General features: G+C 63.7%; 15 protein-coding genes. 7 read left to right on the top strand and 8 right to left on the bottom strand.

Annotated features, from left to right (window positions below):
- Positions 1–8 precede the first annotated feature (8 nt).
- The 3 genes from ACYVKM_RS01650 to ACYVKM_RS01640 all read left to right on the top strand — a co-directional run bounded on the left by ACYVKM_RS01650 (position 9) and on the right by ACYVKM_RS01640 (position 2,610).
- Entirely contained in the window at positions 9–455 is a 447-nt protein-coding gene (locus ACYVKM_RS01650) for a response regulator (RefSeq protein ID WP_460875248.1), read from the top strand.
- Positions 456–568: 113 nt separating this feature from the next.
- Positions 569–2,107 carry a response regulator gene (locus ACYVKM_RS01645; protein ID WP_460875247.1) on the top strand — a complete coding sequence of 513 codons (1,539 nt, stop codon included), beginning with the start codon at positions 569–571 and terminating at the stop codon, positions 2,105–2,107.
- A 44-nt stretch (positions 2,108–2,151) separates the two neighbouring features.
- Positions 2,152–2,610, top strand: coding sequence for an ABC transporter permease (locus ACYVKM_RS01640; protein ID WP_460875246.1), 459 nt, complete (start codon positions 2,152–2,154; stop codon positions 2,608–2,610).
- Here ACYVKM_RS01640 and ACYVKM_RS01635 read toward each other — a convergent pair.
- From ACYVKM_RS01635 to ACYVKM_RS01610, 6 genes are all read right to left on the bottom strand, one after another.
- The gene (locus ACYVKM_RS01635) at positions 2,580–3,974 is read right to left on the bottom strand and encodes a sigma-54-dependent transcriptional regulator (RefSeq protein ID WP_460875245.1); all 1,395 of its coding nucleotides are present in this window, start codon (positions 3,972–3,974) and stop codon (positions 2,580–2,582) included. The genes ACYVKM_RS01640 and ACYVKM_RS01635 overlap by 31 nt on opposite strands.
- An 83-nt stretch (positions 3,975–4,057) precedes the next feature.
- The gene (locus ACYVKM_RS01630; RefSeq protein ID WP_460875244.1) at positions 4,058–5,134 is read right to left on the bottom strand and encodes an alpha/beta hydrolase; all 1,077 of its coding nucleotides are present in this window, start codon (positions 5,132–5,134) and stop codon (positions 4,058–4,060) included.
- 56 nt (positions 5,135–5,190) lie between these two features.
- A complete protein-coding gene (locus tag ACYVKM_RS01625) occupies positions 5,191–6,864 on the bottom strand; it encodes a trehalase family glycosidase (protein WP_460875243.1) in 1,674 nt (557 codons plus the stop codon).
- A 160-nt stretch (positions 6,865–7,024) separates the two neighbouring features.
- The gene (locus ACYVKM_RS01620) at positions 7,025–9,286 is read right to left on the bottom strand and encodes a glycoside hydrolase family 65 protein (protein ID WP_460875242.1); all 2,262 of its coding nucleotides are present in this window, start codon (positions 9,284–9,286) and stop codon (positions 7,025–7,027) included.
- Positions 9,287–9,336: 50 nt separating this feature from the next.
- Positions 9,337–11,583, bottom strand: coding sequence for a glycosyl hydrolase family 95 catalytic domain-containing protein (locus ACYVKM_RS01615; RefSeq protein WP_460875241.1), 2,247 nt, complete (start codon positions 11,581–11,583; stop codon positions 9,337–9,339).
- A 46-nt stretch (positions 11,584–11,629) separates the two neighbouring features.
- Positions 11,630–12,895 carry an MFS transporter gene (locus tag ACYVKM_RS01610; protein WP_460875240.1) on the bottom strand — a complete coding sequence of 422 codons (1,266 nt, stop codon included), beginning with the start codon at positions 12,893–12,895 and terminating at the stop codon, positions 11,630–11,632.
- Positions 12,896–13,510: 615 nt separating this feature from the next.
- On the opposite strand from ACYVKM_RS01610, the gene ACYVKM_RS01605 reads away from it, so the two are divergent.
- Positions 13,511–14,470, top strand: a complete 960-nt coding sequence (locus ACYVKM_RS01605) for a LacI family DNA-binding transcriptional regulator (protein ID WP_460876483.1) — start codon at positions 13,511–13,513, stop codon at positions 14,468–14,470.
- A 74-nt stretch (positions 14,471–14,544) separates the two neighbouring features.
- Here ACYVKM_RS01605 and ACYVKM_RS01600 read toward each other — a convergent pair whose 3' ends face one another.
- Complete coding sequence (locus tag ACYVKM_RS01600; RefSeq protein ID WP_460875239.1) at positions 14,545–16,371, bottom strand: beta-L-arabinofuranosidase domain-containing protein; 1,827 nt, start codon at positions 16,369–16,371, stop codon at positions 14,545–14,547.
- A 328-nt stretch (positions 16,372–16,699) separates the two neighbouring features.
- On the opposite strand from ACYVKM_RS01600, the gene pgmB reads away from it, so the two are divergent.
- From pgmB to ACYVKM_RS01585, 3 genes are all read left to right on the top strand, one after another.
- Positions 16,700–19,795, top strand: a complete 3,096-nt coding sequence (gene pgmB, locus ACYVKM_RS01595; RefSeq protein WP_460875238.1) for a beta-phosphoglucomutase — start codon at positions 16,700–16,702, stop codon at positions 19,793–19,795.
- Between the two features lie 98 nt (positions 19,796–19,893).
- On the top strand, positions 19,894–22,482 hold the full coding sequence (locus ACYVKM_RS01590) for a TonB-dependent receptor (protein WP_460875237.1): 2,589 nt from the start codon (positions 19,894–19,896) through the stop codon (positions 22,480–22,482).
- Positions 22,483–22,754: 272 nt separating this feature from the next.
- Positions 22,755–24,575 (top strand): 2OG-Fe(II) oxygenase family protein, encoded by a 1,821-nt coding sequence (locus ACYVKM_RS01585; RefSeq protein WP_460875236.1) that lies wholly within the window; start codon positions 22,755–22,757, stop codon positions 24,573–24,575.
- Positions 24,576–24,593: 18 nt separating this feature from the next.
- Here the strand turns inward: ACYVKM_RS01585 and ACYVKM_RS01580 are convergent, their stop codons facing one another.
- Complete coding sequence (locus ACYVKM_RS01580) at positions 24,594–25,346, bottom strand: TIGR02466 family protein (RefSeq protein ID WP_460875235.1); 753 nt, start codon at positions 25,344–25,346, stop codon at positions 24,594–24,596.
- Positions 25,347–25,359: the final 13 nt, after the last annotated feature.

The following is a 25,359-nucleotide window of genomic DNA, read 5'->3' as shown; positions in this document are numbered from 1 at the left end:
AGTCGAACATGAATAAACGTGAGCTGCGTACCATCCTGCTGGTCGAGGACAGCATGGCCGATGCCGAAATGGCCATGGATGCACTGAACGAGGCCCACCTGGCCAACCCGGTGGTGCATGTCGAGGATGGCGTGGAATGTCTGGATTACCTCCACGCGCGTGGCGAATGGGCCTCGCGCGAGCCAGGCGATCCGGCGGTGGTATTGCTGGACATCAAGATGCCGCGGATGAACGGGCTCGACGTGCTGACCCACATGCGCAAGGACGAACGGATGCGACGGATTCCGGTGGTGATCCTGTCCTCCTCGCGCGAGGAAAGCGATCTGGCTCGCAGTTGGGACCTCGGCGCCAATGCGTATGTGATCAAGCCGGTCGACGTGGATCAGTTTTTCGAGGCAGTGCGCACGCTGGGCCAGTTCTGGGCAGTACTCAACCAGGGACCCGAGAACGATTGATCGCTTAAAGTAACAGGGGCGCGGGCGCAGCTTTGCTGCTTCGCGGAAGTTGCACATGCACACCATACAGAGCCGTCGCGGGAACCCACATGCCAAACCGGCAGATTCGACCGATGCCAACCATTCGTGTGCTGCAGGTCGAGGACAGCGAGCTCGATGCCGAGCTGGTGCTGGCCGAACTCGAAGGCGACGGCATCACCTATGAAGTGCAGCTGGTCGACGACGAGCAGCGCTTCGTCGCCGCGCTGAAGGAGTTCAAGCCGCACATCGTGCTGTCCGACCTCAGCATGCCCGGCTTTTCCGGCCAGCACGCGCTTGAACTGCTGCGACAGCATGACGAGGACCTTCCGTTCATCTTCGTTTCCGCCACGCTGGGCGAGGAGGCTGCGATCGAGGCGCTGCGCAACGGCGCCACCGACTACATCCTCAAGCAGAACCCGGCCCGGCTGGCCAGCGCGGTCCGTCGCGCATTGGCCGAGGCCGAGACGCGGCGGACTTCTCGCCGTACCGAGGCGGAGCTGATCCGGGCGCAGCGCTTCGAGAGTCTCGCGATGCTCGCCGGCGGACTCAGCCATGACCTGCGCAACCTGCTGCAGCCGCTGCTGCTGGCCGGCGACAGCCTGCAGGATTACCAGGACGATCCGCGTCTGGCGCGGCTGGGCAAGCTCGTACGTGATTGCGGCAAGCGCGGCCTGGACATGGTGCACTCGATGCTGTCGTTCGCACGCGGCGCGCGCCGCGCTGAGCAGGTGCGACTGGGTACGTTGTTCAGTGCATTCGGTCTGCTGATGCAGGCCAGTGTGCCGAGTACGGTGACGATGGAGCTGGCGATCGACGATCCGGAGCTGTCGTTCGAGGGCAACCATACCGAACTGCAGCAGTGCCTGCTCAATCTGTGCCTGAACGCGATCCAGGCCATGCCGGACGGTGGCAGCCTGCGCATCGAGACCTCGCAAGTGCAGTTGTCGGCCGACTTCTTCCTGCCGGAAGAGCAGCCACGGCTGGGTCAGTACCTGCGCATCAGCGTGATCGACAGCGGCCCCGGCATGGATCAGACAGTGCTGGAGCATCTGTTCGAGCCGTTCTTCACCACCAAGGAAGCGGGCACCGGACTGGGGTTGCTGTCGTGCAAGCGCATTGTCGGCACTCACGGTGGCGTGATGCGGGTGGACAGCGAGCCGGGCCGGGGCACGCGTTTCGATCTCTATATCCCACTGGATTCGCTGGTGGCGGATGATGATCGGCTGGATGGCGAGGGCAACCTGGAAGGTGCCGCCGAGCGCGTGCTGGTGGTGGTGGAGGAAGCCGGCCAGTTGTCGCTGCTGGCCGACACGCTCGATGCCTACGGTTATCAGGCCCATGCCAGCCAGAGCGGTACGGCGGCATTGCAATGGATCGAGGCCGGTGGCCTGCCCGATCTGGTCCTGCTGGATGCGGACATGAACCTGTTCACCGGTGTGCGTACGCTGGCCGCGCTGATCGAGCAGGGCTACACCGGCGCCGTGATCCTGCTGGCACGCCCCGGCGCACCACCGGACCTGCACGAGCTGCCGCCGCTGGAGAAGCTCTACGTGATCGACAAGCCGGTCACCACCCAGGTGTTGCTGCGTACCCTGCGCAAGGCGCTTGGGGTCGACGCGGGTGACAGGTAAGCCGGTCACTGCGCGAGCCATGCCGGCATGGCGATCCATCGGGCATGGCTGCCTATTATTTCGGGCTGGTCTTGCGCAGCTTCCGCCGCAGCAGGGCTTTGACTGTACTGGTGATCGTGCTGATGGGTTGTGGTGTAGCCGCCTGCATGACCACCTACGCGGTGTTTCGTGCCACCGCGGCTGACCCCATTCCATGGAAATCGGGTCAGTTGTTCGTGCCGCAGATCGACAATTTCGGTCCGGCGAACAACAAGGGCGAGCCGCCCGACCTGCTCGCTTACACCGATGCCATCACAGTCTGCGTGATGCTCTTGCTGGCGACGGCGGCAGGCATCGTCGGGCTAAGCAGTTTCTGGGTCAACCAGCGGTGCCGACAGATCGGCATTCACCGTGCGCTCGGCGCAACACGCGACGCCGGTGGAGGCGACTCGCGCGGTGTGAGGAGAGCGAGTGGCCCGCGCGGCTTTCTACGTCAGTCGATGCCGAGCTTCTTCAGCTTGTAGCGCAGCGCACGGAACGTGATGCCGAGTTTCCGCGCGGCGGCGGTCTTGTTGTAGCGCGACTCCTCCAGCGCCTTGACGATGGCGGTGCGCTCGATATTGCTGATGTAGTCGTCGAGGCCGCCATCGGCACCGGCGGCCGATGGTGGCGCAGGGGGCGCCTCGCGGCCGGGTATCGCCAGCTCCGGGTTCGCGGCGCGCGCGCTGCGTTGCGGCAGCATCAGGTCGGCGGCTTCGATGGTGCTGCCGTCGCACATCGCCATCGCGCGCTCGAGGATGTTTTCCAGCTCGCGCACGTTGCCGGGGAACTCATACGCTTCCAGCGCATCGCGTGCTGCCGGCGACAGCCGGCCGACGCCGTCGCCGCTCTTGCCGGAAAGCGCCTGCAGGATGAAGGCGGACAGCTGCGGCACGTCACCGCGACGCTCGCGCAGCGGCGGCACGCGCAGCTCGATCACGTTGATGCGGTAGAACAGATCCTGGCGGAACTGCCCCTGCTCGACCAGCTGGCCGAGATTCTTGTGGGTGGCGGACAGGATGCGCACATCCACCGGAATCTCGTCGCGGCCACCGATCGGACGCACCGCCTTTTCCTGGATGGCGCGCAGCAATTTCACCTGCATGTGCAGCGGCAGCTCGGCCACTTCATCGAGAAACAGCGTACCGCCCTGGGCCGCCTGGAACAGGCCTTCCTTGTCGGTGCCGGCACCGGTGAAGCTGCCCTTGCGATGGCCGAAGAATTCGCTTTCCATCAGCTCGGAGGGGATCGCGCCGCAATTGACCGGCACAAACGGACCGCTGGCGCGGGGACCCTGCTCGTGGATCAGTCGGGCCACCAGTTCCTTGCCGACGCCGGATTCGCCGGCGATATACACCGGGGCCTGGTTGCGGGCGAGCTTGGCGATGGTGGCGCGCACCTGCTGCATGGCCGTCGAGTCGCCGATCAGGCGGTCACCGGAACCGCCACTTTTCGCCGCCGTGCCGCCGTTGCGCTTCTCTTCGGCCAGTCGCAGGGCCGTGCGCACCAGGCCACGCAGCATCTGGATGTCGACCGGCTTGGAGACGAAATCGAACGCACCCGCCTTAAGCGCGTTCACCGCGGCATCGACATTGCCGTAGGCGGTGATCATCGCCACCGGCGTGTCCGGACAGGTCTCGGCAATCAGCTCGATGACCTCCTGGCCGTTGCCGTCGGGCAGCCGCATGTCGGTGAAACACAGGTCGTAGCTGCGTTCAGCCAGCGCACGGCGCGCTTCGGTCACGGTACCAACGGCTTCGACCTGCAGGTCCATCCGACCCAGCGTGATGGTGAGCAGCTCGCGGATGTCGCGTTCGTCGTCAATGACCAGGACGGTCTGTGGGTTCATGGCACGGCGCGTGGCTGTCGATACATCAGAGAATACCCGGCCCCACGCTGCGGGGCAAAGGCTGTCATCGGGCGTTCGGGTTTCTAATGTCCCAGTCTGCGGTTGAAGAATCTCGCCGTCACGGCATAGGCCTCGCGGGATTCGGGCAGCTCCGGGTCCGAGAAGAACGAGTGCCACATGCCTTCCCATACATGCAGCTCGGTCTGCACCCCGGCCCGATCGAGCAGTTGCTGGCTGTGGATCACCGAGCTCATCGCCATGTCACGGGTGCCGGTGATCAGCAGGGTGGGCGGGAATTTCGCCAGCAACGCCGGCGAAAGGCCCGGTTGCACCAGCGGGTCCCGGGGGTTGGCGCCATGGAAATAGGGCAGGTCGGTCAGGCCGAGCCGATGTGCCGGGACGCCCTGGCCGTTCAACAGCGGAGCAACGTAGGACGAATCGCCGCTCAGGTCGGTCAGCGAGCCGCAGAAGGTGCCGATGGCGCCCGGGACCGGCAGCTTGTCGGTGATGAAGCGGGCGATGGCTTCGGCGGTGAGTATGCCGCCGGCGGAGCATCCGTAGATGCCGATCTCGGCAGGCTTGTACTGCTTGAGCAGCGCGCGATAGACCGCCTCCACGTCGTCGCTGGCGGCGGGGAAGCTGTACTCGGGCCCTTGCCGATAGTCGACGCTGATGACCTTGATGCGGCCGATGCTGGCGATCGGGATGGACTCGACCAGAGCACCGCTATGCGCGCCCCACAGGAAGGCACCGCCGTGCAGGTTGATCAGCACGCGGTGCGCATTCTCCGGGGCCACACCTTGCGCGGGAAGCACGACGTCGGTGCCGACGCCGGCGATGGTTTCAGTATGGGTCTTTACCGGATACAGCTTTTCCATGCGCGCGGCACGGTCGCTGTTCATGTGGTCGTAGAACGCACGGCTCTGGGCGATCGGTGCCGTCAGTGGGGGCGCCTTGCCGCCGGCGGCCAGCATCTTCGGAAAGAAAGCCCGTGCTTCCGGCGATGCGAGATCCGAATAAGGCACGGTTGCCGCGGGCGACGTCACACTGCCGTCGGCCTGCACGCCGGGTGACGAGGTCTGCGCGAACGCTGCCGTGCCCGACATGCCTGCGCACAGCACGATGCCGGACAGGATGCGTGGAAGACATGGTGCATGCATGGTGTTCCTCCTGTGTTGCTGGTTCGGAGTAGTCGCGCCGGTGGACTGGGCGAATGTCACTTCACGCCGCCTGCCGATGCGGGGTGCGGAGGTGTAGCTGACGCGGGCGTGACGTTGCCCTGCAGGATCTCCTGCAGCTTCAGGTACACGCCATTCGTCCATCCGAAGCCGACGACGTTCTGGGTATAGCCGGCGCTGATATGGACGTCAGCATTGCCGAGCACCATGTTGTACTTCTCGCGAATGGTTCCGTCCGCCGCCACGCCGCGATCGACGGTTGCCGAGAATTTCCCGGCGAGGCGGCGCGCATCGTCGTGGAAGCCATAGGCATCGAGGCCGGAGACGGCGAGCCAGTTCGTGGGGGCCCAGCCGAAGGGCTCGTCCCATTGCGCGCCGCTGGGTCGATCGTCCATGGAGAGGCCGCCCGGCCGCTCGAAGATCGAAAGATGGCCACGCACCGCGCTGGCCTGCTGTGCGGAAGCCGCGTGTGCCCAGAGCGGATAGAAGGTGGTGATGTAGGGATGGGTCGCGGGCTTCCCGGCAACGAAGTCGTAGTCCATGTACATGCCCGCATCAGGCTGCCACAGGTATCGATCCATGGCCCGCCTGCGCGCCTGTGCCGCGCTCGCCCAGTGAGCGGCATCAGCGGTCTTGCCGAGTTTCAGCGCAAAGTCGCGCAGATCCATTTCATAGCGATAGAGCAGGCTGTTCAAGCCCACCGCCGCATAGTGATGGGTCGATCCGGCAAACGGGCCGAAATGGAAATTGATGTCGAAGCCCGACTCGCGCATGGCGCGATCGCCCAGGTAGTAGTCGGCACTCAATCGATAGCCTTTCACCCACGCGTCGGCGCACACTTTCGAAGTGTGCACATCGCAGCTCGCCGACTTCAGATGTGCAGCCTCGGCGTCATCGGGATGCTTCGACGCCTTCACGAGGTAACCGGGATCTTCGGAGAGATGCGCAAGCAACCACTCGATCACGCCGCGGTAATAGCTGGCATCGCGTGCCTCCAGCACCGGGCCGCTGCCCAGGTCGAAATAACGCGCCAGACCGGTATCGCCGGCACGATGCTCGGTGCGCGTCCAGATATCGTGGTTGCGCACGGCCAGGGGGTACGCCTGCGCAAGCCAGGCCTGCATTGCCGCCTTGTCGTGAAAACTGGCCGGATCATCGAGTACAGCGGACATCATGGCGGTAAGAAAGGGAGGCTGCGAACGACTGAGGTAGTAGGTGCGGTTCGCATTCAAGACACCGCCGTAGTACTGGACCTCGAACAAGGCGTTGTCGACCATGTCGCGCGCGAGTCCGGCGCGATGGTCGGCGACCAGGCCCAATACGATGAAATAGCTGTCCCAGCCGTACATCTCGTTGAAGAAACCGCCCGGCACGACGTAGGGATGGGGCAGGTAGAGCAGCCCCTGCGTGGGCAATTGCGCAGCATCGATGTCGCCGAGCTTGTTGATGACGCGTGGCAAGGCGCTGAGGCTGACGCCGCAACGTTTCGCGATCCCGCGAAGCTGCTCCGACACGGGCAACTGCGCGGGCAGATAGAGCACCGAGTGCGTGTCCACCTTGCTGTCGGCCAGCGCCGAGCAATCATCCAGCGAGCGGGTCAGGGTGTTCCACGCGTGATCGATGTAGGCGCGGGTCTTGACCGGATCGGGTCGGGTTGCTGCGGTGGCGCTGCTCGCGAATGCGAGCGCGATCAACAGTACGAAGATGCGCAACCGGCCATGTGCCGATCGCCAGGGCCGATTGGCGCATGGATGGATTGTCCGGATCAGTTGGCGGGACGAGCCTTGCATGTCTGTCATGTCTTGCGTCCGATTTGTCAGGTGCGAAACGTTCGGGGTGCCGGGCGGCATCGGCGCATCGCGTGGTGAAGCATCAGAGTGCCTTCCGCGTCAGGCGAGTCTTTCCACTGGCATCGCGGTCAATCGTGATGTCGTAATGTCTGCCGCGGAACGTGATGTCTTTCAGCGTCATGGATTTCCATGCCGGCGGCAGCACCGGCGGATAGGCTTCGAGCAGACCCTTCGGTTCGATGCGCAGCCCGGTCAGGCCGTAGAGCAGGCCTTGCACGAATCCACCCGAGCCGGTGAGGAAGTAACCCGTGTTGTTGGTGGCAGTCTCGGGGCGCACGTTGAACGGCGGCTTGAACATGTCATCGGCGGCATTGCGCGCGATCCAGCGGCCCGCGTCGGCTGCGTTGCCGCTGGCCGCGGCGGCGATCGGCGCCGGGCCGAGTCCCATCGTGGTGGGGATTCGCTTCGATGTTTCCATCGGCTTTATTGCGATCGCGTAGTCGTTGCGTCGCACTTGCTCGCTCATCGGCAGGTCGATGGAGGGGAACGACAGGAAGGTGAGGTCGCTGCCACCGAGGTTGTGCTGCACTGTCTCATCCATGTCGAGGTGGTGCTGTCCGCTGGCGGAAAACGGCAGGTAGAGCTTCGCGGCGATAGCGGCCCAGCGTGGATCGGGCTTCTCGCCGACGACGGCCGCGGCAGCAGTCGCGATCCGCAAGGCCTTGGCTGCGTCGGCATTGGTGAAGGTGTCGTTGGGCACGTCGTTGTAATTTTCCTCGACCGAGGTGACGTGCAGGATGTCGTAGCGCTGCTTGCCGGGGTTCCAGCTCGCCCGGCTGGTCCAGTAGCGCGCGACGTCGCGGATCACCGGCCAGCCGTGGGCTTTCAGCCACGCCTCGTCGCCGCTGGCCAGGTAGTACTGCCATTGCGCGATCGCCACGTCGGCATTGACGTGGATCTCGCGCTCGCCCAATACCCAGGCGGCATGCACGACTTGCTCGGTGCCGTTTTCAGGATCGGCCTCCCATGGGTACATCGCGCCTTGCAGGCTGCGTGCGCTCGCTCGTTGCTGCGCGGCGGGCAGGGTACGGTCACGGAACATCACCAGCGACTTGGCGTAGCGTGGATGCAGCAGCACCAGCGCCGGGAAGATCCACGAATCGCTGTCCCAGAAGATGTGGCCGACATAGCCGGTGGTCAGGCCGCAGGCACCGATCGCCCACGCGGTGTCGGGCGTGGCGTTGGCGAGCAGGTAGTACAGGTCCGAATGCACGACGCGTTGCGCGTTCGGATCGCCGTCGATGCGGATGTCGGTCTTCCACAAGCTGGCCCATGCCGCCTTGTGCGCATCGAGCAGGGCGTCGAAGCCTTCGCTGCGGGCAGCCGTGGCCAGCGCGAGATCGGCCCTGGCATCGCCGCCCCAGTCCGCGCGCGATGCCGCGACGTATTTGGTGAAGGTATAGGTCTGGCCCTTGCGCACCTGCACGCGAAGATCGAGCGAGAGCCGGTAGATGCCCTTGTCCAGCGTGACCTCGACCGGCTTCAGTCCCCCCGGCAGGCTGATCGCGGCCGCCTCGGCCATGCCGAGACCCTGCTCGGCGCGGCCATCGAGCCACAGGGTCAGGTGCTTGCTGTCACCGTCATCGGCCAGCACATGGGTATCGCCGTGATACCACACGGCGGCGCGATCCGGCGTGGCCGGTGGAATCGCCTGGAAGCCCAGGTTGTGCGCGGCCACGGCGGTCTGCATCTCGTCACCGCTCAACTTCGCCAGCGGCAACCTGGGCTGGTAAGGCGCCCACAGGTTGAACGCGAACGACAACTGCACCACGCCGTCGAAGTCGGGCGTGATCGAGATCTGGCTGGCGGCCAGATGCGGGGATGCCTCGCTGACCAGGGTCACCACCTTGATCCGGGTGGCCTTGCCGTGATCGAGGTAGCGATAGCTGGTGGTCAGGGTGGCGTCGTGCAGGTCCAGCACCTGCTGGTAGTCCTGGAATACCGAAGGGCTCAGGTCAACCTGGTTCATCCAGAAGTGACCGGCGTCGGACTGGCCGGTGCTGTAGTCGATCTCGGTCCAGCCGGGGATGGCTGCAGGCCGCGACATGTCGTCCTTGGCATAGTCCATGAACGCGACCATGTAGGCGAGGTTGCCCTCGGTACCCCGCGGCGCGGTCGTGGTGGACAGATAACCGTTGGCCAACTGGCCGGGGAAGTAGCTGGCGAAATCCTTCGAGGTTGCGGTCAGCAGAAAGCTCGGGTCGGTGGCCGCCTGCGCGATCGTTGCAAAGCAACCGACCGCGGCCACGAGCAACACGACGAACTTCTGGACCGGATGCTTCATTGACATCTCCAGAGTGCCGCGCCGGGATGCCTGGCGCGGCCTCGATGCTGCTATTCCGCGTGACGGGTGAGCGTGACCTTGCCGCTGGCATCGCGTCCGATCGCGACGTCGAAATGCTTGCCGCGGAAGCTGACACGCTTGAGGGTCAGCGACTTCCAGGTGGGCGGGAGTACCGGGGCATACGCCTCGACCAGACCCTTGTCCTCGATGCGCAGGCCGGACAGGCCGTAGACGAAGCTCTGCACGAAACCGGCCGAGGTCGCCAGGATGTAGCCGGCGTTGTTGGCGACGGTCTCGGTGCGCACGTTGAACGGCGGCTTCAGGAAGCCGATCAGGTTGCGCTGGATCCAGTCGCCCGCGGCCTTGCCGTCGCCCAGTTCGGCCTCGCCGACGGCGAGCATCACCATCATCATCTCGTTGGGGTCGTCGCCGTGGGTCTTCAGCTCCTGCAACTGGAACGCGAAATCGTTGCGGCGGATCTGTGCCGACATCGGCAGGTCGAGGTTCGGATACATCAGCCAGGCCAGCGACGAGCCCATCCAGGTGATCTTGTCGTGCGGTACCGAGGCGTCGAAATCGAGATGCCGCTGATTCGCGCTGTCGAACGGGATGTACATCTTCGTGGCGATCTCGGCCCACTTCGGGTCGGCTTGGCCACCGACGACCTTGGCCGCCTTGATGGCGATCTCCAGCGCCTTGCGTGCCGCGGCGTTGGTGAACGAGTCGTTCGGCACGTCGTCGTAGGCTTCGTCGGGCGACGTGACGTGCAGGATCTCGTAACGATCCTCGGTCTTGTTGTAGGTCACCCGGCTGGTCCAGAACTCGGCGATCGCCTGGATCACCGGCCAGCCGTCCTTTTTCAGCCACGCGTCATCGCCGCTGGCGAGGTAGTACTGCCATTGCGCGATCGCGATGTCCGCGTTGACGTGGATCTCGCGGAATACGCCGTAGGCGAAATGGGGCGTGTTGTCGACACCGGTCTGCGGGTCCGCCTCCCACGGGTACATGGTGCCGCTGGCGCCGTATTGCTTCGCGCGGGCACGCGCAGGCTCCATCGTGCGATCGCGGAACATCACGATCGGCTTGGCCCGCTCCGGGTGCAGCAGCAGCAGCGCGGGGAACACCCACGAATCGCTGTCCCAGAACGCATGCCCGGCGTAGCCCGGCGTCAGCGCACAGGCGCCCATCGGCCACGCGGTGCCGACGGTGGTGTTGGATAGCAGGTAGTACAGGTCCGAATGCACGGCCAGCTGCACCTTCGGGTCACCCTCGACCACGATGTCGGATTTCCACAGCTCGTTCCACGCCGCGACGTGGCGGGTGAGCAGGCTGTCGAAACCGGTCTTGCGCGCCGCCTCGGCGAGTGCCACGTCGGTCTTGGCGTCGCCACCCCAGTCCTGCCGCGACGCGGCGATGTACTTGGTGAAGGTGTAGGTCTTGCCCTTATGCACGCTGACGGTCAGGTTCAGCGACAGCTTGTCGGGACCCTTTTCGAGCTTCACCTCGTCGACCTGGATCCCGGCCGGCAGGCTGATCGCCGCCGCTTCGGCCATGCTTAGTCCCTGTTCCGCCTTGCCATCGAGCCACAAGGTCAGTTCGCGGGTGTCGCCATCGCTGGATGTCACCTTGGTATAGCCGGGATACCAGACCGCCGCCCGATCCGGTGTCGGTACCGGCTTGTTCTGCAGGGTCTGGCCGCTGGCGATCACCGCGTTGATCATCTCGTCGCCGGTCATGCTCGCGATCGGGAAGCGCGGCTGGTGCTCGGACCAAAGTCGGATCGGGAAGGTCAGCTGTACCTTGCCATCGAATTGCGGGGTGATCGACAGCTGGCTGGCGGCGAGATGCGGATCGGCCTGGCTGACAAAGGTGGTCACCTTCACGTCGGTGGCCTTGTTCGCGTAGGCGAAGCGGTAGCGGGTGGTCAGCGTGCCGGCGTGCATGTCCAGCGTCTGCGCGTAGCCGGCGAAGATCTTCGGATCGAGGCGGATCGCATTGAGCCAGCCGCCGCCCGGGTTGTAGTCGATCTCGCTCCAGCCGGGGATCGCTGCGGGACGCGAGATGTCGCCCTTCGCATAGTCCATGAACGCGACCATGTAGCCCATGTTGGGCTCGGTCCCGCGCGGCGACGTCATCGTCGAGAAATAGCCATTGGCCAGGTAGCTGGGAAAGTAGCTGTCGAAATTCTTCGCCGTGGCGGTGAGCAGGAAGCTCGGATCGGTCTGGCCGAAGGCGGGTGCCGCGACCATGGCGGCGATCACGGAAAGACAGGCAAGCTTGATGAGACGGAATGTCATGGTGGCTCCATCGTGGCAACGTGCGCGATCCCCTCCGGGAAGACGCCTACTTGGCGGCAAGACCGACCTTGACCGGGGCGACGGCCCCCGAGCGATCGGTTTCGCGCTTGAACAGGAACAGCAGGATCAACAACAACGTCATCGGGATCAGCGAGAAATAGAAGGCATGGATGCCGTCGAAGCGCGCGAACACGATCGCGGTGATGCGCGAGCCCAGCGTGCCGCCGAGCGCGGAGAAGATCACGATCAACCCGGTCATCGCCGCATGCGAGGGCTTCGGCAACGAACTGAGCGCCACCGAATTGATCACCGGATAGATCGGCGCCATCAGCAGGCCGATCAGAGGAATCAGGTAGGCCGCCACCGGTGCGTTGAACCAGTCGATGTCGGCGCGCGCCGCCACGTTCCTGGCCAGCGGCAGGACCACGACGACCAGCAGACCCATGCCGATCACGCAGATGTTCAGCAGCACATGCCAAGGTACCCGCCGCAGCACCTGACCGGCGAGCAGGCGACCGATCGCGGTGGCGCCGGCGAGGATGCTGGCGACCTGGATGCTCATCGCGTTGGGCAGCTTCAGCACCTCGTTGTTGAACGTCGGCAGCCAGGTGCCAAAACTTTGCTCGATCAGCACATACAGGAAGGCGGAGATCAGGAACACGTAGACCAGCGGGCGCAGGAACAGCTGCAGCATCTCCTGCAGCGAGCCGCGCATCGAGTTGGTCTTTTCGCTGTGTGCCGCCGATTCGTCCAGTTGCGAGCTCGCCAGCAGCACGATCACCAGCGCGCAGATCGCGGTCAGCAACCAGTAGACATTGAGCCAGGACGGGTTCGCCGGCGCGGCATGGTCGATGAAGGCGCTGAAGATCCAGCCGCCGGCGAGCACGCCGACCATGAAAAGGCCCTCGATGGTGTTGGTCAGCCGGCCGTGTTCGGCCTTGTCGCGGGTCAGCAATCCGATCGACGAATAGACCGCCACCTTGGTCAGCGCAAACGAAATGCCGATGCAGGTGAACAGCAATTCGGTGGTGTGGAAGCCCGGATACAGCGGCATCAGCATGCACGCCGCGCCGACGATCGCCAGCGCAAGCATCATGGCGCGCCGGTACCCCAGCAGGGGCAGGAACGAGGCGACCAGCAGCGAAGTCACCGCGATGGTCAGGTCCTTGAACAGTTCCAGCAGGCTGGCCTGTGGCTTGTCCACGCCGAACGTGTGGATCGCCTGCAGGATCACGGTGCCGACGCTGTTGAGCAGGATCGCGAACACCATGTAGATCAGTGCCAGTGCTGCGATCATGCGCAATCGGTTCATGGACGCCTGTTTCATGATGGGTTCGTGGATGGAAACGATCTGCATCGTCTCTTGATGCGCTGCAGATCATCCATGCGCGTGGAATCGGGACATGTACTGGCAGTGTGCCCAAAAATGATATCGGTATCAATCCATGTTAACGATATCATTCAAAACGGTTATCCTGCGCACAAACCCGCAGCGACAGCATGTGGCAGTCTGGATCGGGCGAGGTCTCGAAGGCCATGCCCGGGACGGATGCATCCAGCGCGCATGGCCGCCCAACTCGGGCGCGGCGGCATGTATTGACGATGAAAGTACTCGAGACCATTGACGGGCCTTGTTGCATGTCGGGCTGGCATGTCCCGGCCATTGATTGGCGGACTCGCCTCGTGATCCTATGCAGGCTTGGTGATCGGGGTTTCCCCGGGACGGGCAAATCCTGGACGAGCGCAGGGTTGCAACCTGAAAGCCGCGGCCGCCCACGCTTCGGCTGCCGCTGGCTGGGAGGCATCAAGAAAGCCGTCACGAGCCGGCGCGAATGAGCCAGCGACCTTGCGTTGTCAACAGGAGGATCGGGAATTGAGTCGGACAAGCAAGAAGCAGGTGGGCAAATTGCACTCGACCGGGCCGACCATGGCGGATCTTGCCAAGCTGGCCGGCCTGTCGAAGATAACCGTGTCGAGGGCGCTGGCCGACAGTCCGCTGGTCAATCCGGAAACGCGCGACCGGATCCGCGAGCTGGCGCGGGAGCACGGCTACAAGCTCAACATCAGTGCACGCAACCTGCGCCTGCGTCGCAGCCACACGGTGGCGGTGATCGTCGAGATGAAGCCATCCACCGATCGCACCATGTTTGATCCTTACCCGTTGGGATTGCTCGGCGGCATTTCGCAGGAGCTGACCGCGGCAGGGTACAGCGTGCTCTTGACCACGCGGCAAGGCGCGAGCGCGGCCGCCGTGCAGGCGGCCGACGGGCTGATCCTGCTCGGCCAGGGCGTGCATCAGGATGCGGTGCACCGGTTCGACAAGCTTGGCGTGCCGATGGTCGTGTGGGGCGCTGGCCTGGAGGGAGACTCGCATGTGGTCGTCGGCAGCGACAACCGGCAGGGCGGCGCGGTGGTGGCCGATCATTTCTTTGCGCTGGGCCGGCGGCGCCCGGTGTTCATCGGCAACCCCAGCCATCCCGAGATCTTCGAGCGTCTGAATGGTTTCGTCAGTGCCCTCGGCGTTCATGGCATCAAGCCCCTGCTGATGCGACGCGACGAGTTCACGCCGGATTCGGGCATGGACGCGGTGCACTCGTTGCATGCTCGCAAGGTCGATTTCGATGCCATCTTCGCCTGCAGCGACCTGCTGGCAATGGGTGCGATCCGTGGTATCCAGGAAATGGGCCGTTCCGTGCCGGGCGATGTCTCGGTGGTGGGTTACGACGACATGCCGCTGGGGGCCAGCTTTCTGCCGCCGCTCAGCTCGGTGCGGCAGGATTGGCCGGAAGGAGGCATCCTGCTGGCGCGCAAGGTGCTGGCATTGATCCGGGATGAGCCGACGGAGTCGGAGATCCTGCCGGTGAGCCTGATCGTCCGCGCGACCTAGACAACCGGGCGGGAGGTTGCTGGTGGGTCATCGGGTCACGCTGTTCCCGCATGCCGCGCATGCCGATTCCCATCTCAGGCTGCAGGCACGTCCTGGTAGGCGCTGTAGCCTTCGCGTCCGATATCGAGGAACGGACGCAGCGTGACCGCCGCGCTGCCCGCGCCGATGCGCCAGGACGTAGCGTTGTCCAGCACCGGTTGCGCCGACAGCAGCGCGCGGCGATCCAGCGGAGCCGGCACACTGGTATCGCGCAGGCGCATCAGCACCAATGGACCGGCAAGCAGGGCCACCGTGTCCGGATGTTCGGGGTCGATGCTTTGCAGTTGCGTCCGCAACGGCAGGTCGAGCTCGATCCGGTCGCCCGCACGCCAGGGGCGGCGAATCGTCGCGAAAGTCCCCGCAGCCAGTGGCTGCGTCGCGTGCTTGCCATTGATGCGCAAGCTCGCGCCGCCGGCCCAGGCGGGAATGCGCAGGTTGACTGAAAACACCTGGGCTGTCGGCGTCTGCACGATGATCGAGATCGCGCTGGCGTACGGGTAGCGTGTTTCGATCGTCAGACGCGACTCGACATTGTCCTGCCGCCAATCGATCCGGGCTGGCGCATACAGATTCACGTAGATGCCTTGCGGATCGGTGAAGGCGGCGCTGATGTGGTAGTCCGCCGCGATCAGCGGCAGGGTGCCGGAGCAGCACGGCCAGCGGTCGGGGTGAAAGCTCTTGTGTGCCTGCCGGGTGTAGTCGGAATAGTAGAACGCATGACCGTCAGGCTGGATCGGCAACGCGCCGAGCACGGTGTTGTAGAGCACGCGTTCCATGCTGTCGCCGTAACGCGAGTCGCGGGTGATCCGCAGCAGGTAGCGGGTCAGCTTGAAGTGGGCATAGGATCCGCACGGCGTCTCGAAACTCTTGTGCTCCGCTGCCAGGCTGGCACCGAGCTTGCCGCTGCCGGGCGCCACGAAATGCTCGTCCGGCCCCCAGCCGCCGGAGGCGAAGCTCTGTGCGTCGACCATCGCGAATCCTTGCTGCGCGGCCTGCAGGTAGGCCGGCTGGTCGAGAGACAGGTATGCCTGTGCGGCCGAGCTCAGGGCATTCATGTGACTGTAGGCGTGCTTGCCTGGCAGCACGTTTTCCCCGTGTGCCAGGGGCAGGAAGAAGTCGTCGTAAAGGAAGCGCCTGGCGAGGGCGCGATGTTGCGCGTCACCGGTCAGGCGGAATGCCAGGAACTGGTTTTCCGGCAGGGTGTAGCTTTCATCCCAGGCATGCTGGCTGAAGTCTTCGCCCGGCTTGGCCGCTTCGTTGCGGGGCATCGCGTGCGGCGGAAGGTATGGCAGTGCCGCCTGGGTCGTGCGGCTCAGCGTGGCGAGCGCCATGTCGTTGCCGGCCAATTGCCTTGCATCGACCAGGCCGGCGACCAGCTTGTCGTATATGTAGGACGGGAATCGGTTGTTGCGATAGAACTTGCCGTCCGCATCGGCGGTTGCGGCATATCCACGCACCATCCGGTCGATCTTCGCACGCGTCGCGGTATCACCGGTGATCGCGTAGTAGCGCGCCAGGGCACTCAACCACTGGCCGAATGTGGCACCCGGCGCGAAACCCCAGGTGTCGTACCAGCCGCCAAGTTCCTGCCCCGGTGCGGGTAGTCCGCTGCGCAGGCGAAACGGCCGCAGCAAGGCGTCTTCATCGAGATGCAGAACAAGATGATGGTTCTCGCGAACCTGTCGCTGCAGCGGGCCGGGCGCGAACCGTACTTGTCCATGGCCGAGTTCGGCCAGCGGCGCCGACGCCGGCGACGCCGAAGCAACCGCGTTCCGGTTGCCTCGCCATAGCGCCAATCCTGCTGTCGAAAGCACACCGTACTTGAGGATTGTCCGGCGCGCGGGATTGAACTCACTGGTCATCGCGGCATGGCACCCGATCAGGCGATATTCGCTCGATCCTACGCCGCGCAACTGCGCGTGTCATGGCGGCGGCACGTGATGCAGAGCCGTGGGAGATGTGCATTTGCAACAAATGTTATCGATATCTTGATACCGATAACATTAGATGTTAGGTTCGCCGCAAGATCTGTAGGGGCAGGTCGAAACATTGCTCATCCACGCTCATCCACGCACGCGCCAGAGGGAGGAAATGCTTGTCACGGGGAAAATTCATCATTCGGGACCGCGCGTGCTCATGTCGCCCCACGTCGTTGTTGCGGGTCGTAGACGGCCGGGCTCGCCGGCTTTCATGAGCAGCGACCATCGCCATACCCGGCAGAAGGTTGCCGGACGCACCGACTTCGTGCGGGAGGCTGCGCATCCCGACGGGTTCGACGCGCCAGCTGCAGATGCCGACACGTGGCGGCTGAGCCAGTCACGGTGGCAGCCGGCCCACGCCGCGCGCGATGAAACCCTGTTCGCGCTGGCCAACGGGACGCTCGGTGTACGCGGCGGTTTCGAGGAATCGCCCAGCTCAACCCAGGGAAGCTTTCTGGCCGGCGTGTGGGAACGCGCACCCATTCACCATCACGAGCGCCACTTCGGTTTCGCGCGGAACACGGATACGCGCCTGCCGGTCGCCGAAGCGACCGCCATACGCATCAAGCTGGGCGATCTGTACATCGACCCAGTGCAGGGTGAGCTCCTCGCGTTCAATCGGGTGCTCGATCTGCGCGAAGGAAAACTCTCCCGTTTCCTGCGCTGGCGCACCGCGCAGGGGCATACGTTCGAACTCGAGGCAGAGCGCGTGGTGCCGGTCACGCACCCGGGCCTGCTCTGCATCCGCATGCGCCTGCGTTCGATCGACTATGCCGGCCCGGTGACATTCGAGTCATCGATATCCGGCGACCGGGCCGCAGCGGCGCAGGGCGATGATCCGCGCTTTGGTGCCGGCAGCGGCCTTGCCTTGCAGGTATCGCATACCTCCGCCACGGAAGACGAGGCGTGGCTTGCACAACGCACCGGTGAAAGCGCGATTGGCGTGGTCTGCATGCAGCGCCACCGGTTCAGCGGGCTCGCCTTCTCCGCTGCTGCAGCGGATGCCGGATGTGTACGACAGAGCTATGAAGGACATCTCGCGGCGGGCGGTTCGGCCGTGATCGAGAAGCTCGTCGCGTATGCATGGAGCCAGCCACAGCAGGAGATATCCGACGAAGCCTTGCATTCGCGAGCCGCGGTCGCGCTTGCCAGCGCCATCGAGGGCGGCTTCGACGCGCTGGTGCAGGTCCAGGCAAGCGATTGCGCCGCCTTCTGGGAACGCGCCAGTCTTTCGATCGACCATGACAAGCGCAGCGAGCAGGCACTGAAGTTCAACCTGTTCCACATCTTTCAGTCCGCCGCGCGCGACGGGCATGGCGGCATCGCCGCGAAGGGCCTGACCGGCGAGGGCTACGAAGGCCATGTGTTCTGGGATTCGGAGACCTTCGTGCTGCCTGCGCTCGCGCTCACCGCGCCGGCGCTGGTAAAGCCGAGCCTGCTCTGGCGCCTGCGCACGCTCGATCATGCACGTGCTCATGCTCGCGAGATGAACCATGCGCGCGGCGCGCTGTATCCATGGCGCACGATCGGCGGCGACGAATGCTCGGCACACTACCCGAGCGGGTCAGCGCAATATCACATCAATGCCGCGATAGCCTTTGCGATCAAGCTCTACGTCGAGGCCAGTGACGATCGGACCTTTCTCGCCGAGGGCGGCGCGGAAATGCTGATCGAGACGGCACGCATCTGGCTTCAGGTCGGACATTTCAACCAGCGTCGCGGCGGTGCATTCTGCATCAATGACGTGACCGGACCGGACGAATACACCGCGCTGGTCGACAACAACTACTACACCAACCGGATGGCGCAGGAGCATCTTCGCTATGCCGCCCGGGTGGTGCGCGAGCTGGCCGACGGCGCGCCGGAGACTTTTGCAGCGCTTCGGCAGAAACTCGAATTGTCGGAACCTGAAATCGCCGACTGGTCGCGCGCGGCCGATGCGATGTATCTGCCGTATGACGAGCGTCTGGGCATCGTCGCGCAGGACGATACCTTTCTGGACAAGCCGCGATGGGATTTCGCCGGCACTCCGCCGGAAAAATATCCCCTGCTGATGCATCACCACCCACTGACCTTGTATCGGCACCAGGTGTGCAAGCAGGCGGACGCGCTGCTGGCGCTGGTGCTCGCGGGCGACAACGTCGATCGTGCCACCAAGCGACGCAGCTTCGACTATTACGAGGCGATCACGGTCCACGACTCGACGCTGTCCGCGTCCACTTTTGCCGTACTTGCCGCCGAAATCGGTTACGCCGAGAAGTCGCGTGACTATTTCATGGAGGCATTGCGTGTCGACCTCGACGATCTGCACGCGAACACCAGCCACGGTGCACACATGGCCGCCATGGCCGGAAGCTGGCTGGCGCTTGCCTGGGGATTCGGCGGCCTGCGCATCGCGGCTGGCGGCATCGGGTTCGATCCGATCCTGCCACCGGCATGGCGTGGATACCGTTTCAGCATGGTCTGGAAGAACCGATACATCACCATTGCCGTCGACGCACAAACCGCCTGTTACACCCTGACCAGCGGTGCACCGTTGAGCATCATGCATGCCGGCAAACCGCTGCTGCTGACGGAAGGTGCCACGCAATCGCAGGCATTGAACAGGCACCTTCATCCGGTCGCCTCGCCGCAACGTATCGCGGTGGCGTTCCCGCATGCATTCAAGGCGTTGGTTTTCGATCTCGACGGCGTGCTGGCCGATACCGCACATCTGCATCATGCCGCCTGGAAACGGTTGACGGACGAGATCGGCCTGCCGTGGAACGATGGCATTGGCGAGAAGCTCAAGGGCGTCGATCGCGCCGCCTCGCTTGAAATCGTTCTCGGCGAAGCTGCCGCCGGTTATACGCGCGAGCAAAAGCAGCAACTCGCCGATCGGAAGAATGCCTATTACCGGAAGGCCATCGAGACATTTTCGGCCCGGGATCTTCTCCCGGGTGCGCTGGCAACGTTGAAGGCCGCGCGCAAGGCCGGTTTGAAGGTCGCCCTGGCATCAGCCAGTCGCAGCGCGGGCGAGCTCGTCGAACGCATGGGCATCGGTGAATTCTTCGATCACATCGTCGACGTCTCGACGATTGCTCGCGCGAAGCCCGATCCGGAAATTTTCCAGCGCGCCGCCGCGGCGCTGGGTGTCGACGCTGCCGACTGTCTCGGCATCGAAGACGCGCAAGCTGGCATAGCGGCAATCAAGTCTGCGGGCATGGCCGCCCTGGGCATCGGCGATATGCGGATATTGGGGGAGGCGGATGCGGTACTGCCCGATCTGGCGTCATTCAGGCTGGAGCAGTTTGTCCAGCCGGGCTGAGGTCAGCGCTATCGCCGAGTCATCCATTGATAAATCAGAACGAAAACAACTTCGGATCGAAAACCGGTGTTCCAACACCACCTTGAGGAGGGAGTACCATGAATCACCCCGAACTAGTCAGACTGGCACTGGTGACCGCGATCACGGCGGCGCTCCCGCAGATGGTCTTGGCGGCTGACCAGAATGCACCAGCCCCGGCGGCACAGGTCGATACCCAGACCAATAGTGCGCCCGCCGCCAAAAAACAGCCCAATGCCGGGCTCAAAGACGTCAAATCCCTGCAGGCCGTCGTCGTGACCGCCAATGCCGGCGGCGTCAAGAAAATTGACGCCAGTTACAACGTGGTCGTCGCCGATCGGCAGCAGATCACGGATGCCAACCCGAAGAGCACCGCCGACCTGCTGAAGATCTCGCCGGGAATCTGGCCGGAATCCAGCGGTGGCCAGACTGGCGCCAACATCGAAATCGCCGGCTTTCCGGGCGGCGGCGATGCTCCGTTCTTTACCATGATGGTCAACGGCACACCGCTGTACGGCATGCCATCGCTGTCCTTCATGGACAGCAGCTCGTTGTTCCGTCTCGATGACACCATCGAGCGCGTCGAGGTCGTGCAAGGTGGTCCGGGCGCCATCTTCGGTCCGGGTCAGATGGGTGCCACGGCGAACTTCATCCTGCGCCAGGGGACGGAAGTTCCCTCGGGCGACATCGGCGTGACCTATGGCTCCGAAGGCCTGTATCGCGTGGATGGTTTTTACGGCTTTCCCATCGCCGAAAACTGGTACGGCAGCATCGGCGGCTTCTACCGCAGGTCCGACGGCGTGCGTGACCCGCAATACCCCTCCGACAACGGCGGTCAGCTGACCGCGACCCTGACCCATGACATGGACAACGGCACTCTGATGCTCTGGGCGCGTTCGCTCGACGACAAGAACCAGTTCATCACTCCGACCGCGTTGATCCAGGGCAGCGGTTCGAGTTACAGCAGCTTTCCCGGGATCGATGCGCTGACCGGTACCTACTACAGCAAGGCGATCCAGCACGTCCAGGTGCCCGGGCCCTACGGCAACATGCTGAACGCAAACCTGGCCAACGGGCGCGGTGGCAAGCTCAACTATTTCGGTGGCACCTACAGCGCCGATTTTGGCGATGGCTGGAAGGTGGATGATCATTTCGTGGTCGGTGGTGGCCAGCTCAATACCAATGCGCTGTTTTCAGGTCCCAACCCGAAGCCGCTGAGCTACTACCTCTACGGCTGCAACATCGCGCAGCCTGCCGGTTTCTGCAGCAGTGCCGGCAAGCCGGTGGATAGTGACACCCTGGGTCTGCCGGCCGGTACCAACGTCCAGGCCAACTATGTCGGCGGTGGTGCAGTGCCGCTGAATCAAAGCGTCATCCATCAGGGCTGGTGGTACATCCAGAAGCAGCTGCATACCTTCAACAACGATTTCCGGCTCAGCAAGGAGCTGTTCGACGGCAATACGCTGACTGCCGGGTTCTACTTCGCGCGCTCGACCGACAACGACAACTGGTCGCTGGGCAACCAGATGCTGATGACCAACACGAACAATGCCAAGCCGATCACGGTGAGCTATGTCCAGAATGGGCACACCTTCTACGTCACCAATCCGCAGGGCTTCACCGACTTCAACGACAATTTCGATACTTCCGAAAACGGCGTGGCGACCAACAAGGCGTTCTACCTGTCGGACTCCTGGAAGACCGGTCCCTGGCTGCTGGATGCCTCCGCACGCATTGAAAACATTCATGCGAGCCAGAACACCTGCAATTTCACGACCGTCGACCTGGATGGCAATCAGTACACCCTGTACGACAACAAAGTCTCGATCTGCAATGGCACGTTCACGCATCTGGACTACGACAAGACCCATCCGTCGTTCACCATCGGCGCGAACTACGAGCTGGCCGACAACATGAGCGTGTACGGTCGCGCCAATACGGGCGGCCATTTCGACGACTTCGACAACGGCATCCGCGGGACCGGCGGCAATTTCTCGCCGATGGAGAAGGTCCGCAACCTGGAAGCCGGCTTCAAATACCAGACGCCGGTCCTTTACGTCGATGCCAGCGTCTACTTCCGGAAATTCACCGGCCTGCAGTACCAGGAAACCAACGGGGCTGGTGTTCCGATCGGCGCGATCTCCAATTACGGATCATCGACCAAGGGCTTGAACCTGAACGCGACATGGTCGCCGATTGAAAACCTGAAGCTGGCCCTGGTCGGCGATTACATGGACGGCCACTACACGAATTACAACGGATGTGCGCAATACACCGACATCAATGGTGGTGTGCAGTGTGTCGGCCTCGACGGCGAACCTCTGCAACGGCAGCCCAAGGTGCGTTACATGTTCACGCCGAGCTACCGGATTCCGACGAGTTGGGGAGATATCAGCGCGTTCGTGACCTATACGCATATCGGTCAACGTTATGAAGACCAGTCCGGTCTGCAGCCGCTGGGTTCGTACTACACCCTGGATGCCGGCATCGTTGCCAATTACGCCAGCAACTGGCAATTCACCCTGCGCGGAACCAATCTGACCAACCAGATCGGCCTGACCGAAGGCAACTCGCGGATCTTTGGCGTCAATACGGGTATCGGCGGCGTCATCATGGCTCGTTCCATCGAAGGACGTGAAGTGAATCTGCAGGCGAAATACAGCTTCTAAGTTGTTCCACATGCCTTGGCCGTGTCGGCCCGGATGGCCCGGATTGTTTCCCTCGACGATCCGGGCCATTTCGTCTGGCGCACGGGCGCGTTACATTCATGCTTCACGCCGGTCTGCATGCCTGTTGTCCGCTCGGTGCAGCGACCATCAAGCACCGCGTTTCGGGACACATGAAAGCGAATGGCGATCTGGTCCATTGATTTGGCGATCGGAAGCAGGCAACGAACAGTGTCGACGATGAATCAACCAAACCAGTCTGCCGGCGGATGGCCATGATCCCTTCCGGCGTCATCGACACCATGCGGCGCATCGGTGCGCTGCTGCAGGCGGGCCATTTCCGGGTTGCACATGATCAACTCGAAACCATTGTTGCCGAGTACCCGGATTTCGTGGAAGCGCAACGGCTGCTCGCAGGCACCAGGCAGGCGCTGGGTGATGTCGTCGGCGCCGAAACACTCTTGCGCCATGCACTTGCGCTCGATCCGAACTGGACGCCCACACTGGCGACTCTGGGCGAACTGCTGCTCAACGCTGGTCGCGCCAGCGAAGCCGAACCACTGTTGCAGCGTGCCGCCACGGGCTCGCCGCCGTCTCCGCGTGCCGCGCTGGTACTCGCCCGCTATTACAACGATCTTCAGCGTCCGGCGCAGGCGCTTGCCGCCGTCGCGCCCTATTGCACCAGCGGCGATGTCGACCCGGAGCTGGCAACACAACATGTGGCTGCGCTGGTCGCGCTGGGACGCCATGACGAAGCGGTTGCCGGCTATCGACGTCTGACCGTTGCCTCGCCGGACAATCCGGCTGTCGCCCATGCACTGGCGATTGCCCTCGGCGCAGCGAACCAGCATGCCGAGGCAGCGCGTGTCACCCAGCATGTGCTGACCCAGGGGCATGCAACCGCGGCGCTGCACCACACTCATGCACGCAGCTTGACGGCGCTCGGCGAATTCGACCGCGCCGAAGCTGCCTTGCGCGATTGTCTACGGCTGGAGCCGCGCATGCTGGAAGCGCAAAGCCATCTCGCCCGGCTGATATGGATGCGTACCGGTGACAGCGCCCAGGCTACCGCCATGATGGATCAAGCCTTGCAGACGTTTGCCAACGACGATGCCTTGTGGGCAGCAAAAGCGGCCATCCTGCAGGGTGCCGGAGATGCGCGCGGCGCGTATGCCTGTCTGGCTGCGCAAGCTTCGCGTTCGCATGCCCCGCCGGCGTTGCTGGTGCGCGCGGGTCTGGCGGCGCTGGAATTCGACCCGTCGACCGCCTTGGGACTTGCCGAGCGCGCACTCAGTGCATTGCCGACCGACATGGCGGCCCGCAAGCTCATGATTGCCGCCCGGCTCGGCGTGGGCGATGCAACGGGTGCGTTGCCTCATTGTGATGCGCTGTTGGCCGCCACCCCCGACGATCAGTATCTGATCGCACTGCAGACAACGGCGTGGCGCCTGCTTGGCGATGCGCGCTACCACGAGTTTTGCGATTACCCGCGGCTGGTCGTGCCGCAGCAACTCGACGTGCCGTCGCCATGGTCGGATCTGAACAGTTTCTTCGCCGACTTGAAAAACAGTCTCGACCGCCTGCACAGCGCCCACAACCACCCGCTGCTGTTTCAATCGTTGCGCCATGGCACGGAGACCACCGAAGAACTGACGCGCAGCGTGGACCCGGTGATCCAGGCGTTGTTCCGGGCTTTCGATGCACCCATACGCCATTATCTGGAGCAGATAGTGGCGTATGGGCCCGATCCGTTGCGCCGTCGCGACCAGGGCATCTGGCGCTTCAATGGCAGCTGGTCGGTGAGGCTGCGTACATCCGGCTTTCACACCAATCACGTTCATCCACGCGGCTGGATTTCATCGGCCTGTTACATCGAGCTGCCCGACAGCATGGCCGATACGCAAAGCCAGGACGGCGTGCTCACCTTTGGTGAGCCCAGTATCGCGACGACACCGTCATTGCCGGCAGAACATGTGGTGCGTCCTGAAGTGGGCATGCTGGTGTTGTTTCCGTCCTATTTCTGGCACGGTACGGTGCCTTTTTCAGGCGACCAGACCCGCCTCACGGTGGCCTTCGATGTGGTGCCCGATCGCTAGGAGTGTTGCGGGTCCGCTCTAGGCCGCCACGGCATTGAAGGAGATCGAGATGCGTGGCTCGTCGCTGTCGTGGGGTTCCACGAAATGTTCCATCCAGCACGGGAACAGCACCAGCAAACTGGCATCGGGTGTCAGCTGGATATCGCTGTAGCCGTTCGGTACGGCACCTTTCACGTAGCCATGGATGACGCCGGGGCGCGGATCGCGGAACACCAGCTTGCCCGAACCGGAGGGTACCTTCAGATAGAAGCAGCCTGACAGCAGGCAGCCCTCGTGCACATGCAGGAAGTTGAAGCCGCCGCGGTCATGCATGTTGATCCACGATTGCAGCTTGAACGGAATGTCACGTATGCCCATGTCGCCCAGGGCGCTGGCGCAACCCGAACGTATCGCCTGCTGCAGCTGCGCAAAGACCGGTTGCTCCAGTATCGCCATGTCCTCGCTGTTCCAGCCCTGGCGGTTGGTACGGCCCGCCGGGCGGGGGCTGGCCGCCCGCAGTGCCAGCACGGCAGCCACCCACTGCTCCAGGTGCGGAGCCAGTGCGGGCATCTTTGCCTGCCAGATACGGGTAGGGAAAAGATCGAACGGGCGCAGCGCCGGCACTATCGGAGGCAACCCTGCCGAAGGGTTGGCACTCGACCCGCTCGCGGCTGTTCCGCCAGGCGTGGTGGTGGAGAAAATCGTTGAACCGGGCACGCCTGTGGCCGCTGCGAATCCTGTCTGACTGTCGCTGCGCGGTCCCTTGAACGTGAAATTGAAATTGCCCGCCATCCGTCGTTTTCCT

The sequence above is a fragment of the Rhodanobacter koreensis genome (assembly GCF_054782855.1).
This window is presented reverse-complemented; position numbering and strand designations above follow the sequence as displayed.